This is a genomic window from Iodidimonas nitroreducens (genome assembly GCA_000710935.1).
Classification (GTDB): domain Bacteria; phylum Pseudomonadota; class Alphaproteobacteria; order Sphingomonadales; family Rhodothalassiaceae; genus Iodidimonas; species Iodidimonas nitroreducens.
This window is the reverse complement of record BAYV01000015.1, coordinates 1-12,785: the sequence shown is the minus strand read 5'-3', so window position 1 is coordinate 12,785 and position 12,785 is coordinate 1. Positions and strand designations below refer to the sequence as shown.

The window sequence follows — 12,785 nt, the reverse complement described above, 5'->3', positions numbered from 1 at the left end:
TGCAAGCGGCGCGGGGATGACCTTATGTTCATGATACCGATGGGATCATTCGGCGGCCAGATGGCGGGGGGGGCCACTTTCGCCCAGGGCCGTATTGGCATGGCCCAGATCAAGGCTGAAAAGCCCCTTTAACAAACGCCCCATATCGGCGGCCACAACCTCGAAAGCGGGCTTTTTCAGTAGCCTGATCTCATCCATATAAAGGCCGCGATTAATCTCGATCTGCAAAGCATGGCGGCCCTCATGGGGGCGGCCATGATGCTGGGTGCAATAGCCCCCGGCATAGGGATCATTGCGGGCCACCCGATAGCCCAGATCATGGAGGATGTCCTCAGCCCGGTTGATCAGGCGGGGATCACAGCTTGTGCCATGGCAATCCCCCAAAACAATATCAGCATCAAAGCCATGCTGATCGCCCTCGCCCGCCCGCAGGGGTTTTGAGGGCATGGAATGACAATCGAGCAACACGGACCAGCCATGATGCTTGTGGGCGGCAGATAAAAGCGCATCCAAGGCCTGATGATAGGGGGTGTGAATGCGTGCGATGCGGGCTTTGGCTTCGGCCAGCGATAAGGGCTTGTGATAGATCGGCATCCCGATGGCCACGACCCGGGCCAAAGTGCCAAGACCCGCGGCCACCCGTTCGCTGATCATGGCGCTGCTTTGGGGCAGGGGATCGCGGATCAGCAGGGGATCAAGCTCGTTTTCCGCGCGATTGAGATCCACATAGGCGCGGGGATAATGGGCCATAAGCAAAGGCGCGCCAAAATCCGGGGCCAGTTGAAACAGCTCATCCACATGAAAATCTTCCGAGCGCCGCAACAGCATTTCATCAAGGCGCGAGGCACGCTTGAAATCATCGGGATAATAGCGGCCGCTATGGGGCGATGCGCACAGAAAAGGGCCAGCCTTGAAGGCCGGGCGAACAAGGCGATAAGGCGCCGGATAAAGGCCAGAGGGTTCAGATGTCATAAAGGCTTGGGCCTTGTTGAGCGGTGAAGATCATGACAAAAGCAAACTTGGCGACCCTCGCAGTTTTGCCCATTGCAGCATCAGGATGCAACAGGCACAATCTGATTGCGGTGCATTTCCTTGCCGTTTTTTATGTGATGAGGCCTGGTGATGGCATGTGAAGGCAACCCCGATACGGGCTTTAGGATACGGGCGATAGGATGTGATTGAGCCTCATTGGGGCCTTTCAGGGCTTTTCATTGCGCCCTTTTTGGGCAGTTTTTTTGCTCTGTTGGCGGATCGCCTGCCGCGGGATGAGCCGGTGGCCATGGTGCGTTCGGCCTGCCGAACCTGCGGCACCCCCTTGGCAGCCTATGATCTGGTGCCGATCCTTTCCTTTCTGATATTGCGCGGGCGCTGCCGCACCTGCGGCACCCCCATTCCCCGCCATACGCTGATTTTCGAGCTTTTGGCCCTGCTGATTGCCGCCCAATCAGGTTTGGCGATGGGCTGGGGGTTATCATCCCTGGCCACCCTGTTTCTGGGGCTGATTCTGCTGACCCTTGCGGTGATCGATGCCCGGCATTTCTTTTTGCCCGATCTGCTGACCCTGCCTTTGATCCTGATGGGGCTTTTTGTGGCGGCCTTTATCGGGCCGGTGGATCTGCTTTCGGCGGCCTTGGGGGCGATGGTGGGCTATGGCCTTCTTGCGGGGATTGCTTTTGCCTATCGCCATCTGCGGGGGCGCGAGGGTCTGGGCCTTGGGGATGCCAAATTGCTGGCTGCCGCCGGGGCGTGGATGGGCTGGCAGGCTTTGCCTTATGTGCTGTTGCTCGCCAGCCTTTCCGGGCTTTTTTATGTGCTGGGGCAAAGGCTGCGCGGGCATCATCTGGGGGCGGGGGATGCCATTCCCTTTGGCCCCTTCATTGCCCTGTCTTTCTGGCTATTATGGCTCTATGGCCAAAGGTTTTTTGGCGGGTTTTAAGCAGGATCAAAGCAAGAGAAAGAGGAGAGTGTGAATGAGCAATCCCACCCAACAGCAGCGTGAAAAGATGGAGGCCGCAGCCTTTCGCAAGCTGGTGCAGCATTTGCGCCATCGCACGGATGTGCAGAATGTGGACATGATGGGCCAAAGCGGCTTTTGCCGCAATTGTCTGGCGGATTGGTACGCCGAAGCGGCGGCGGATATGGGGCATCCCATGGATAAGGAGGCGGCCCGCACCGCAATTTACGGCATGTCGCCCGCCGAATGGAAACAGCGCCATCAAACGCCGGCCAGCGAAGCCCAGCTTGCATTGATGGCCGAAAGCCTGAAGAAAAACGAAGGCCGGGGATTTTAAACCCCCGGCCCGATCGTTTTCAGGAAAAAAAGCGGCTCAGCGGGCGAACACGGTCTTCTTCAAAAGGGCATCAACAGACAGGCTGCCAGCGCCATATTTCATGATGACCAGCATGGGCACGGCCCAGAAAATGTGAGTTTGCAGCATCATCACCCAAAAATCATCGGCACTCCAGAACACATAAAACTGGATCAGCAGGGTCATGAACAAAATGCCCGCAGCGGCAAGGCGGCTGGCCAGCCCGATCAGCAAAAGGAAAGGCAAAGCATATTCCGCCCAGCCCGCCAATAAAGCCGTAACCTCGGGGAAGGGCATGCCGAATTCGCTTTCAAACAGCATGGCCTGAAAAGGCTTCAGTTCAAAAACACCTGCCAGCTTGTTGCTGGCCGATGACCAGAATGTGTGGATGATGGCGATGCGGGCCACCAGCAAAACCAGCCATTCGGGGGTGAGATTGAACAGGCCATAGGCGGATCGGGCTTTATTCACAAGGCTGTCTGAGCCCATGTGCGAGTTGGTCATATGCGGTCTCCTGATGATGACACGGGTTATTTTTCCGTGAAGGATGCAAAAACACCCATTGATAGCGCTTGGCTAAGGACTGAAGAAAGATCGAAATCATTTTGTGATGCAAAGGCGGCCGCCGCACTTTCGCCCAGAGCCGCCCCGGCATCGAGGCTCATGAGAAACGAGAAGTCCCCATAGGACAAGGGGATAATCTCAACATCTCCGTGAAGTCGGATAATCAGCAGGCGGGCAGGATTATCGGCAAGGGCGGGCGCGTTGACGCTATCATCGCCCTCAGCCGCCGCCATGGCCATTTTATAGATATCAAGAACAGGCCAGGGGCTGGCCAGAAGGCAGGCATAAGGGGCCAGATCAAAACGCAGGGATTCCACATCTTGCGGGGGGATGTTGGCCAGAAAGGCAGGGTCAAGCGGGGCCATTTCGGGGGCGCTGAGCATTTTGAAACTGGCGAGTTCGAGCCGGGCGATATCGGCAAAATAGGGATGGCGGTTGGCCGCTTCATAGCGATTGCGAAAATCATCGCTTTCCAAAAACGCTGGCAGATCATGGCCATAATCCACCATGCGCCCATGTGCTGGGCGGTGCAGGCGATGATAATCGCGCATCATCTGGTGGAAAAAGCCTTCGCCCACAAGGGCATGAAGGGCCGGATACAGCCCCTGACAGGACCGGGTGAGGGCAGCGTGGATATTATTGCGATAAATATCGAGCTGGATGCCCGCGGGCACCCCATCCATCGGTTTGATCATCGCTGCAATGGCGTCATCTCCACGCCCTTCAAGGGCAGCGGCAAAAGCCGATTGCACAGCCGCTAAAGACCCGGTTTCAGCCATGATTCGCCTCAGCCAAATGGTCGGGCTGTTTGAAAGAGGGGGATGCCTTGCCCGCCATGATGCGTTCGGCCTTTTGGGCTTCGGCCAGAAGATCAGCGAAGGGCGGCAGATTGTCATCGCGTTCGATCAAGGTGGGGCGTGGGCCGAAAAGCCCGATGGCATGATCATAAAGCGCCCAGACATCATCGCAGATCGGTGCCCCATGGGTATCGATCCGAATATCCCGCGCGCCATAGCGATCAATGGCATGGCCCGCCATATGAATTTCGCCGATGGCAGAACCGGGGATGGCCGCCAGATAGGCATGGGGATCAAAGCCGTGATTGCTGGCGCACACATGGATATTATTGATATCCAAAAGCAGCCCGCAGCCGGTTTCCTTCACCAGTTCACTTAAAAAGTCCGGCTCGCTCATCTCGGCATGGGTAAATTCAAGATAGGTGGATGGATTTTCAATCAGAATCGTGCGGCCAAGGGCATCCTGCATCCGGCCCACATTGGCCGCCATGGCCGCCAAAGCATCGCGGGTGAGGGGCAGGGGCAGCAGATCTGACAGGAAATGATCTTCAAAGCGGCTCCAGGATAAATGTTCGGAGACCACAAAAGGCTCGAACCTATCCTGCAGGGCCTTGAGGCGATCAAGATGATCGCGATCCACCGGATCTTTCGATCCCAATGACGCCCCCACACCATGGAGGCTGAGGGGATAATGGGCGCGAATGGCCTGAAGAGCCTGAAGGCGCGGACCGCCCGCAAGCATATAATTTTCGGGATGAACCTCGAAAAAACCGAGATCGGGACGTCCGTTCAGAACGTCCCGATAATGCTCGACTTTCAAACCGATGCCAGCGCGATGCGGCATCGGTTTGTCAGGCTGTTGTGCCAAAGGCATCAATGGCCTCAGGCTTTGGGCTCAGTCAGGCTGCCACCGGCCAGCTTGTCGCACACGCCTTTAGGAACGAACATCCATGCATTTTCCTGGCCATCCACTTTAGACGTGCCCTGGCATGAAGTGCCGGGACCGGCTTTGCAATCATTCTGGCCGGCTTTGGCAACGCCATAGCATTTTTCGGCCTTCTTGGCCCAATCCTGAGCCTGCACGGTGGTGGCGGAAACGGCGGCGGCAAGCGCACCGGCAAGGGCGAGTGTGGTGGCTTTTGACGTCAGCGTTTTCATAAGATCTTCTCCAATATAATAGGCATATCAAACCTGATTATCAGGTTATCTGTTGCCGGGTATGGCAAAGGGCACGCAATCCCTTTGCTCCGACACAGTGTTAAACTAAGGTGTTAGGGGCCGAAGTTGAAGAGGAATCGATTTCACATTGTTGTCAGCAGTAAAATGCCTGTTCTCACAAAGACTTCAAGTCGCCTCTTTGTACCTCATCATGAACGCGTTTTATGCATGGCATTGCATGTCTTTGGCCATGTCGCTATGGTCCCCCGCCATTATGGGATCGGCAGCGATCCTTTCTGGCCGTAAATGGCAAAGCCCCTCATCAGGAGATTCCCTTCATGGCGACCAATGCAGGCGGAATAGCAGGCGATATTCTGCGTTCTTTCATTGAACGAATCGAGCGTTTGGAAGAAGAAAAGAAGGGGATCGCCGACGATATCAAGGATGTGTACGCGGAGGCCAAATCATCCGGCTTTGATCCGAAAATCATGCGCCAGGTGGTGCGGATCAGAAAAATGGAACGCCATGAGCGCGAAGAGCTCGAAGCCCTGCTCGATGTGTATATGCACGCTTTGGAAGGTGGATCGGCTGCCCCGTCAAGCGAAGAGGACGCCTGAGCCAAGGGGCGCGGGCAAGGCTTCAAACCGGCGCAGTTCGGCCGGCAGACGTGAGGCGAGCCCATTGAGATGGAGCGGATCGGTGCTTGTTAAAAGCCGCAGATGGCCCGCGCCCCGATCATCGATATCGGGATGGCGTTTGAGATAATTCGCCAAGGCCAGCGCCACCATCCGGGGTTGGGTATGGATGGCGATGGCAGGCGATAGGGCCGCGCGAAATTGCTTTAAAGCAAAAGGATAATGGGTGCAGGCCAGCGCCACGCTGTCGATGGCATCGGCCCCCGGCTGCGCCATTAACTGATCCACATAGCCACGCACCAAAGCTTCGATCCGCTCATCGGGGGCATGGGCTTCGATGGCATCGGCCAGCCCGGGGCAGGGCTGTTGCAGCACATGGATAGCAGGGGCGCGGGATTTGATCTCGGTTTTAAAGGCGCCGGAGGTCACCGTACGCGGGGTGGCGAAAATGCCTAAGGTGCGTGGTTTGGCTTCATTTGTGCAGATCGCGCCATGGTCGGCAACGGGATTGACAGGGGCATTCCAGCCCAGCCCGGTGATGCTTTCCACCAAAGGCACATGCACCCCCAAAACCCGGGCATGGGGGGCGGTTTGGGCGAGCCATCCCTGTTGCAGGGGGCGCAGGGCCACGGCGGCAGCGGTATTGCAGGCTAAAATGATCAATCGGCAATTTTGCCCTAAAAGATAATCCACCGCCTGGCGGGTGAATTCATGCACCTCGGCCCCTTCTCGTTCGCCATAAGGGGCGCGGGCGTGATCGCCGACATAGAGAAAATCGCGCTCGGGCAGGGTTTCGCGCAAGGCCTGCAGGATGGTGAGGCCACCCGAGCCGCTATCAAAAACACCAATCACAGCACAAGACTTTCGGTTCCACAGAAGAACGATGCTTCAGCATAGGCTGATTTTGGGTGCATTTAAGGCAAAAATCATGATCGGGCCTGAAAAAGATCATCGGGATAATTTTTCAGGGTCTTTCGATAAGCCCAATTCATCCAGACGTCGGTAAAGCGTAGAGCGGCCAATGCCCAAACGCCGGGCGATTTCAGAAAGCCTGCCATCATGAAGCCGAATGGCGGCGGCGATGATCTCGGCTTCCAGATCGGCCAAGGGGCGAAGGCTGCCGCTATGATCGAGCAGATTGATCGAAAAAGCCGGGGTCGATGGTTCGGGATGTCGGTCTGTGGGCGGATTGTGCGGGGCTTTTTCCGCTGCGGTTTTGGGGGCGGTTGGGCTGGCCGGGTGCAATTGCGGGAAATCATCGGCGGTCAATTCCGGCCCATCGCTCATCACCATCGCCAGAAACACGGCATTTTGTAATTGGCGGATATTGCCCGGCCATGAGGCTTGTGAAAGCAGCGCCATGGCATCCGCCGACAAGGGTTTTTCCTCGAGATTTTCCGCGCGGGCGATCTGTCCCACGAAATGCCGGGCCAGCAGGGGAATATCCCCGGCCCGATCCTGCAAGGCGGGGATGGTCAGGGGGAAAACATTGAGCCGGTAGAACAGATCTTCGCGCACATGGCCATCTTCAACCAGCGCGGCCATATGGCGATTGGTGGCGGAAATCAGCCGGATATCCACGGGCACCGGGCGCGCGGCGCCGATGGGGTCCACTTCATTTTCCTGCAAAACACGTAAAAGCTTGACCTGCACATCAAGGGGCAATTCCCCCACCTCATCAAGGAACAGCGTGCCGCCCGAGGCTTCCTGAAATTTGCCGATATGGCGGTCGCTAGCGCCGGTGAAGGCCCCTTTTTCATGGCCGAATAAAATGCTTTCCACCAGATTTTCAGGGATCGCCCCGCAATTGACGGTGATGAAGGGTTTGGCCTTGCGATTGCTGGCCTGATGAATGGCCCGGGCAAAGATTTCCTTTCCCACACCCGATGGCCCTTCGATCAAAACCGGGATCGAGACGGCGGCGGCTTTCCGGCCCAATCGGATGGCATCGAGAAAGGGCGGGCTTTCCCCCACCATATTTTCAAAACCGGGAAAATCTTTTTGCGATGGTTTGATATGGGGCAGTTCGCCGGTCATGCTCACATGGCTGAGCGCACTATCGATGGCGGTGCGCAGGCGTTCAGCGCTGGCGGGCTTGACGATGAAATCGCTGGCTCCGGCTTTCATGGCTTCCACCACCCGGCTGACCCCGGAATGGGCGGTGAGAATGATCACCGGCAGGTGGGGATGGCGGGGGCGCACCGCTTGCAGCACATCCAATCCGTTCATCCCCGGCATCTGCATATCCAGAATGACACAGGCGATGGCCGGTTTTTCGGGGTCATCGATCCGCGCCACGGCTTCTGATCCGTCCCCCGCATTTTCAACATGATGGCCTGATCGGGCGATCATGGCGGTCAAAAGATGCCGCTGGGTCGGCTCATCATCAACGATAAGGATCGTTTCGTTCATAAGCTGCACCGCGCTTGGCGCAGCCCTCGTTCGGGATGCGCAGGAAAGATTTGTATCATATCGGGACAAATCTTAAAAAAGGGTTTGATTGCCTGCGATCCGACCACAGATGAACGGCGTATGCTGGTTTTAAAGCCCCGATCATGCCACATATCCAAAGCCGCATTTCCTCTTGCCCTCTCCTTTAGAAACAGGCCCCATCATGACGGATGACACGGAAAGAAACAGATTGAGCGCGCGGGTGGGGCGTTATGCCCGGGTGGGGCGTTCCATGGGGGGTGTTGGGGCGCGGATGGCCAGTGGCCGGATGCTTGGCCGGGCGGTGGATCAGCAGGCTTTGGGGGCCGATCTGCGGCAGGCGCTGGGCAGCCTGAAGGGGCCGGTGATGAAGATTGCCCAGATTTTATCCACCATCCCCGATGCTCTGCCCCGGGATATGGCGGCCGAACTGGCGCAATTGCAGGCCCAGGCGCCATCGATGGGGGCGCAATTTGTGAAACGCAGAATGCGCGCCGAATTGGGGTCGGGATGGAGCGAACGCTTCCAATCTTTCGAACGCGAAGCCTGTGCCGCCGCTTCTTTGGGGCAGGTGCATCGGGCCATCGGGCCGGGGGGCGAGGATCTGGCGGTGAAGCTGCAATATCCTGATATGGCGAGCACGGTGGAGGCTGATCTGGCGCAGCTCGATTGGCTGCTTTCCCTTTACAAACGCTATGATCGTTCCATCGATACCCGCCATATTCGCGAGGAACTGGCCGCCCGCCTGCGCGAAGAATTGGATTATGGGCGCGAGGCCCGGCACATCACCCTTTATCGTGCCATGCTCGCCGATGAACCGCAGGTGCATGTGCCCGCCCTTTATCCCGATTTATCCACCGATCGGCTGCTTACCATGGGCTGGCTTCAGGGCTCCCCGCTTTTGCACTTCAAGGATGCCGATCTGGAAACGCGCAACCGTTTGGCGATCCATCTGTTTCGGGCCTGGTACATTCCTTTTCATCGCTATGGGGTGATCCATGGCGATCCCCATCTGGGCAATTATACGGCGCGGGATGATCTCGCCATCAATCTGCTGGATTTTGGCTGTGTTCGGGTGTTTCCCCCGGCATTTGTGGGCGGGGTGATCGATCTGTACCGGGCTTTGCGCGATGGGGATCGCGATCTGGCCGCCCATGCCTATGAAAGCTGGGGATTTCAAAATCTCAGTGACGAATTGATCGATGTGCTCAATATCTGGGCAACTTTTCTCTATGCGCCCTTGATGGAAGATCGCCCCCGGCTGATCAATGCCGCCGAACAGCCCGGCCAATATGGTGCCGAAACCGCGGCAAAAGTGCATAAAAAGCTGAAAGAACTGGGCCCCGTCACCCCGCCCCGGGAATTTGTGTTCATGGATCGCGCGGCCATCGGCCTTGGCGGGGTCTTTTTGCATTTGCGGGCCGAGGTGAATTGGTATCAGCTTTTCCAAGGGATCATCGAAGATTTTTCGGTGGAAAGTCTGGCCATCCGGCAGGCCCGCGCCTTAGCCGAAGCGGGCCTTTGAGCCTCATCTATGTTTTTAAGGGTTGAATATGGCGATTTTTGTCATATCGTTTCTTTTGCGGCGCAGCATCATTTGCATTTTGTGCTCATAGCCGGGCTTTGCTATGGTCTTTGTACTTGCTGATTGTGATGAACCAATATGTTGGAGGGGCTTATGGCGTCGATGACTGAGGATGAAGCACAAAAATCTGATTTTGAACGCGACAAGGAAGTGCAATTCAGCCGCTTTGGAACCTTTTTATTCTGGCTGGCAGCGGGGCATCTCATTGCCCTGGCTTTGCTCGCTTTGCTGCTGCTTTAGGGCTGGATTGATCTGCGCGCATCCTGTTGGCGATAGTCTTTAGGCGATCATGAGGAGGACTGGCGACCGTGACACTCAAGCTTTGTATCGTAAAAGAAACCACTGCCGATGAAAAGCGCGTGGCGGCATCGCCCGAATCGGTGAAGAAGCTAACGGCACTGGGCTTTGATGTGCATGTGGAAAAGGGGGCAGGGACCGCCGCATCCCTCACCGACAGCGCCTTTCGCGAAGCCGGGGCCACGATTGCCGAAAACCTGGCCAAAGCGCTGGCCGATGCCGAGGTGATTTTGAGCGTGCGCGGCCTCGATGCCGATAGCCTTGACGGCGTGAAAGCCGGGGCCTTGATGCTGGGGCTGCTCAATCCTTTTGGCGAAAAGCCCCGGATCGAAGCCTATGCCAAGGCTGGAATCCGGGCCGTGGCTTTGGAACTGGTGCCCCGCATCACCCGGGCGCAATCCATGGATGTTTTGTCGTCGCAGGCCAATCTGGCAGGCTATAAAGCGGTTCTGGAAGGGGCGCGCTTTTTCACCCGCGCTTTTCCCATGATGATGACTGCGGCGGGCACCATCGCCCCGGCGCGCGTGCTGGTGATGGGCGCCGGCGTTGCCGGATTGCAGGCGATTGCTACGGCGCGGCGGTTGGGGGCGATTGTCTCCGCCACCGATGTGCGTCTGGCAGCGAAGGAACAGGTGGAAAGCCTGGGCGCAAAATTTGTCATGGTTGATGATGACGAGGCCAAAAACGCTGAAACCGAAGGCGGCTATGCCAAGGAAATGAGCGATGCCTATAAGCAAAAACAGGCGGCCCTGATTGCGGAAACCATCAAAAAGCAGGATATCGTGATCACCACGGCCTTGATCCCCGGCCGCCCGGCACCAAAGCTGGTGAGCGCTGAAATGTTGGCGACCATGAAACCGGGCTCGGTGATCGTTGATATGGCCGTTGAGATGGGCGGCAATTGCGAAGGCTCAAAGCCCGGGGAAATCATCCATAAAGATGGGGTGATCCTTGTGGGACATCGCAATTTGCCCTCTTTGGTGGCGACCGATGCCTCCACCCTTTATGCCAAGAATCTGCTCAATTATCTCACCCCCCTTGTTGATCAGGAAGGGGGGGCGCTCAAACTCGATCAAGAGGATGAAATCATTCGCGCATCTTTGGTAACGCAGGATGGCGAGATCATCCATCCACAGCTCAAATCCGCCGCCTGAAGGGGAATGTTCCATGTTTGAAACCGTTATGATGGCGGCCGCAGGCGCAAGCGCTGCGACCACCAGCCCGATTGTGCAGCAGCTTTCCATTTTCGTGCTGGCTGTTTTTGTCGGCTATTATGTGGTGTGGAGCGTGACCCCCGCCCTGCACACGCCCTTGATGAGTGTGACCAATGCCATTTCCTCGGTGATCATCGTGGGGGCGATCATCGCGGTGGGGGGCGAAGGGATGCATCTGGCCACATGGCTGGGGCTGGCGGCGATTGCGCTTGCATCGGTGAATATCTTTGGCGGCTTTGCCGTCACCGCGCGGATGCTGTCGATGTACAAGAAAAAAGAAAAGAAATGAGGGTGGGGATATGAACCAGCAGTTCATCGATCTGACGGCGGTGGCCTATCTTGTTGCCGCAGTGCTTTTCATCATGGCCCTGCGTGGGCTGTCGAATCCTGAAACATCGCGCCAGGGCAATGTTTATGGGATGATCGGGATGCTGATCGCGGTGGTGGCCACCGTTTCCCGCCCCGATGTTTTTGCTTTTGGCTTATGGCCGGTGCTTGCGGCGATTGTGCTGGGCGGTGGCGTGGGGCTGGTGATCGCCCGCCGGATCGCCATGACCGCGATGCCCCAGCTTGTGGCCGCATTCCACAGTCTTGTGGGCCTGGCGGCGGTTCTGGTGGCGGCGGCGGCTTTTCTCAATCCCGGCTCATTCGGCATTGTTGATGAGATGGGGCGGATTTTTGCCGCCAGTCGCATTGAAATGAGCCTTGGTGCGGCGATTGGCGCGATCACCTTTTCCGGCTCGATCATCGCTTTTTTGAAATTGCAGGGCACGATGTCGGGCGCGCCGATCATCCTGCCGGGGCGGCATCTGATCAATGCCCTGATCGGCCTGTCGATCATTGGCCTGATCATCGCTTTTGCCTTCAGCGAGGGCGCGGCCTCGGGCGGCGGCCATTTGATGTGGACTATCATCGGCCTCAGCTTCGTGATCGGATTTTTGCTCATCGTGCCGATTGGCGGGGCGGACATGCCGGTGGTGGTGTCCATGCTCAACAGCTATTCCGGCTGGGCGGCGGCGGGGATCGGTTTTACCCTTGGCAATAATGCCCTGATCGTGACCGGGGCTTTGGTTGGCTCTTCGGGGGCGATCCTAAGCTATATCATGTGCAAAGGCATGAACCGTTCCTTCATCTCGGTCATTGCGGGTGGCTTTGGCGGTGATGAGGCGGGCGGGATCAAGGGCGCGCGGCCCGATCGCCCGGTCAAATCCGGCTCGGCTGAGGATGCCGCCTTCATCTTGAAAAATGCCGGTTCGGTGATCATCGTTCCGGGCTATGGTCTCGCGGTGGCGCAAGCCCAGCATGCGGTGCGGGAAATGGCCGATGCCCTGAAGGCCGAAGGGGTAAGCGTGAAATACGCCATTCATCCGGTGGCCGGGCGGATGCCGGGCCATATGAATGTGCTGCTGGCCGAAGCCAATGTCCCTTATGACGAGGTGTTCGAGCTTGAAGACATCAATAATGCCTTTCAAACCGCCGATGTGGCTTTTGTTATCGGGGCCAATGATGTCACCAATCCGATTGCCAAAACCGATCCCACAAGCCCCATCTATGGGATGCCCATTTTAGATGTGGAAAAGGCGAAAACGGTGCTGTTCGTCAAACGCTCATTGGGCAGTGGCTATGCCGGGGTGGATAATGAACTCTTCTGGCGCGACAATACCATGATGCTGTTCGCCGATGCCAAGAAGATGGTGGAAGAAATCATCCGCAATCTGTGAAAAATGGCCGGGGTGGGTGTCCTCATCCCGGCCCCCTTTTTCGTCATCCCGGGCCCCTTTTTCGTCATCCCGGGC

15 protein-coding genes are annotated in these 12,785 nt (G+C 57.2%); 8 read left to right on the top strand and 7 right to left on the bottom strand.

Translation table 11 applies throughout. From position 1 onward, the window contains the following. Nucleotides 1-45: 45 nt before the first annotated feature. The gene (locus AQ1_RS07215) at nucleotides 46-972 is read right to left on the bottom strand and encodes an N-formylglutamate amidohydrolase (protein ID WP_042085853.1); all 927 of its coding nucleotides are present in this window, start codon (nucleotides 970-972) and stop codon (nucleotides 46-48) included. A 202-nt stretch (nucleotides 973-1,174) separates the two neighbouring features. On the opposite strand from AQ1_RS07215, the gene AQ1_RS07210 reads away from it, so the two are divergent. After that, nucleotides 1,175-1,936, top strand: coding sequence for a prepilin peptidase (locus AQ1_RS07210; RefSeq protein WP_042085851.1), 762 nt, complete (start codon nucleotides 1,175-1,177; stop codon nucleotides 1,934-1,936). A gap of 34 nt (nucleotides 1,937-1,970) precedes the next feature. Then, entirely contained in the window at nucleotides 1,971-2,291 is a 321-nt protein-coding gene (locus AQ1_RS07205) for a DUF1244 domain-containing protein (RefSeq protein WP_042085849.1), read from the top strand. A gap of 36 nt (nucleotides 2,292-2,327) precedes the next feature. Here the strand turns inward: AQ1_RS07205 and AQ1_RS07200 are convergent, their stop codons facing one another. From AQ1_RS07200 to AQ1_RS07185, 4 genes are read right to left on the bottom strand one after another with little or no spacing between them, the layout of a single operon-like run. After that, nucleotides 2,328-2,813, bottom strand: a complete 486-nt coding sequence (locus AQ1_RS07200; protein ID WP_081837157.1) for a DoxX family protein — start codon at nucleotides 2,811-2,813, stop codon at nucleotides 2,328-2,330. Nucleotides 2,814-2,839: 26 nt separating this feature from the next. Continuing rightward, entirely contained in the window at nucleotides 2,840-3,652 is an 813-nt protein-coding gene (locus tag AQ1_RS07195; RefSeq protein WP_042085845.1) for an HvfC/BufC N-terminal domain-containing protein, read from the bottom strand. Then, on the bottom strand, nucleotides 3,645-4,514 hold the full coding sequence (gene bufB, locus AQ1_RS07190) for an MNIO family bufferin maturase (RefSeq protein ID WP_042085843.1): 870 nt from the start codon (nucleotides 4,512-4,514) through the stop codon (nucleotides 3,645-3,647). The genes AQ1_RS07195 and bufB overlap by 8 nt, the downstream gene beginning before the upstream one ends. Before the next feature lie 38 nt (nucleotides 4,515-4,552). Next, on the bottom strand, nucleotides 4,553-4,828 hold the full coding sequence (locus AQ1_RS07185) for a BufA1 family periplasmic bufferin-type metallophore (RefSeq protein ID WP_042085841.1): 276 nt from the start codon (nucleotides 4,826-4,828) through the stop codon (nucleotides 4,553-4,555). 338 nt (nucleotides 4,829-5,166) lie between these two features. On the opposite strand from AQ1_RS07185, the gene AQ1_RS07180 reads away from it, so the two are divergent. After that, nucleotides 5,167-5,445: a DUF2312 domain-containing protein gene (locus AQ1_RS07180; RefSeq protein WP_042086089.1), complete on the top strand. Its 279-nt coding sequence runs from the start codon at nucleotides 5,167-5,169 to the stop codon at nucleotides 5,443-5,445. On the opposite strand, the gene AQ1_RS07175 is transcribed toward AQ1_RS07180, so the two are convergent. Both AQ1_RS07175 and AQ1_RS07170 read right to left on the bottom strand, forming a co-directional pair. Then, nucleotides 5,425-6,315 (bottom strand): glutamate racemase, encoded by an 891-nt coding sequence (locus AQ1_RS07175; RefSeq protein WP_042085839.1) that lies wholly within the window; start codon nucleotides 6,313-6,315, stop codon nucleotides 5,425-5,427. The two genes, AQ1_RS07180 and AQ1_RS07175, sit on opposite strands and share 21 nt — an antisense overlap. Before the next feature lie 96 nt (nucleotides 6,316-6,411). After that, nucleotides 6,412-7,875, bottom strand: coding sequence for a sigma-54-dependent transcriptional regulator (locus AQ1_RS07170; RefSeq protein WP_042085838.1), 1,464 nt, complete (start codon nucleotides 7,873-7,875; stop codon nucleotides 6,412-6,414). 202 nt (nucleotides 7,876-8,077) lie between these two features. Between AQ1_RS07170 and AQ1_RS07165 the strand changes: the two genes are divergently transcribed. The 5 genes from AQ1_RS07165 (at nucleotide 8,078) to AQ1_RS07150 (ending at nucleotide 12,710) form a co-directional block, all read left to right on the top strand. Next, complete coding sequence (locus AQ1_RS07165; RefSeq protein WP_042086087.1) at nucleotides 8,078-9,418, top strand: ABC1 kinase family protein; 1,341 nt, start codon at nucleotides 8,078-8,080, stop codon at nucleotides 9,416-9,418. 153 nt (nucleotides 9,419-9,571) lie between these two features. Further along, complete coding sequence (locus tag AQ1_RS15285) at nucleotides 9,572-9,718, top strand: hypothetical protein (RefSeq protein WP_161760483.1); 147 nt, start codon at nucleotides 9,572-9,574, stop codon at nucleotides 9,716-9,718. A gap of 68 nt (nucleotides 9,719-9,786) precedes the next feature. Next, entirely contained in the window at nucleotides 9,787-10,929 is a 1,143-nt protein-coding gene (locus tag AQ1_RS07160) for a Re/Si-specific NAD(P)(+) transhydrogenase subunit alpha (RefSeq protein WP_042085836.1), read from the top strand. A gap of 13 nt (nucleotides 10,930-10,942) precedes the next feature. Continuing rightward, a complete protein-coding gene (locus AQ1_RS07155) occupies nucleotides 10,943-11,278 on the top strand; it encodes an NAD(P) transhydrogenase subunit alpha part 2 (protein ID WP_281300255.1) in 336 nt (111 codons plus the stop codon). A 10-nt stretch (nucleotides 11,279-11,288) separates the two neighbouring features. Beyond that, on the top strand, nucleotides 11,289-12,710 hold the full coding sequence (locus AQ1_RS07150; RefSeq protein WP_042085834.1) for an NAD(P)(+) transhydrogenase (Re/Si-specific) subunit beta: 1,422 nt from the start codon (nucleotides 11,289-11,291) through the stop codon (nucleotides 12,708-12,710). The last annotated feature ends 75 nt before the right edge of the window (nucleotides 12,711-12,785 follow it).

Excerpts from the sequence above, each read along its gene's own strand:
- AQ1_RS07215 (WP_042085853.1), bottom strand. The coding sequence starts at position 972 with ATGACATCTGAACCCTCTGGCCTTTATCCGGCGCCTTATCGCCTTGTT.
- AQ1_RS07205 (WP_042085849.1), top strand. The coding sequence starts at position 1,971 with ATGAGCAATCCCACCCAACAGCAGCGTGAAAAGATGGAGGCCGCAGCC.
- AQ1_RS07200 (WP_081837157.1), bottom strand. The coding sequence starts at position 2,813 with ATGACCAACTCGCACATGGGCTCAGACAGCCTTGTGAATAAAGCCCGA.
- AQ1_RS07195 (WP_042085845.1), bottom strand. The coding sequence starts at position 3,652 with ATGGCTGAAACCGGGTCTTTAGCGGCTGTGCAATCGGCTTTTGCCGCT.
- bufB (WP_042085843.1), bottom strand. The coding sequence starts at position 4,514 with ATGCCGCATCGCGCTGGCATCGGTTTGAAAGTCGAGCATTATCGGGAC.
- AQ1_RS07185 (WP_042085841.1), bottom strand. The coding sequence starts at position 4,828 with ATGAAAACGCTGACGTCAAAAGCCACCACACTCGCCCTTGCCGGTGCG.
- AQ1_RS07180 (WP_042086089.1), top strand. The coding sequence starts at position 5,167 with ATGGCGACCAATGCAGGCGGAATAGCAGGCGATATTCTGCGTTCTTTC.
- AQ1_RS07170 (WP_042085838.1), bottom strand. The coding sequence starts at position 7,875 with ATGAACGAAACGATCCTTATCGTTGATGATGAGCCGACCCAGCGGCAT.
- AQ1_RS07165 (WP_042086087.1), top strand. The coding sequence starts at position 8,078 with ATGACGGATGACACGGAAAGAAACAGATTGAGCGCGCGGGTGGGGCGT.
- AQ1_RS15285 (WP_161760483.1), top strand. The coding sequence starts at position 9,572 with ATGGCGTCGATGACTGAGGATGAAGCACAAAAATCTGATTTTGAACGC.
- AQ1_RS07155 (WP_281300255.1), top strand. The coding sequence starts at position 10,943 with ATGTTTGAAACCGTTATGATGGCGGCCGCAGGCGCAAGCGCTGCGACC.
- AQ1_RS07150 (WP_042085834.1), top strand. The coding sequence starts at position 11,289 with ATGAACCAGCAGTTCATCGATCTGACGGCGGTGGCCTATCTTGTTGCC.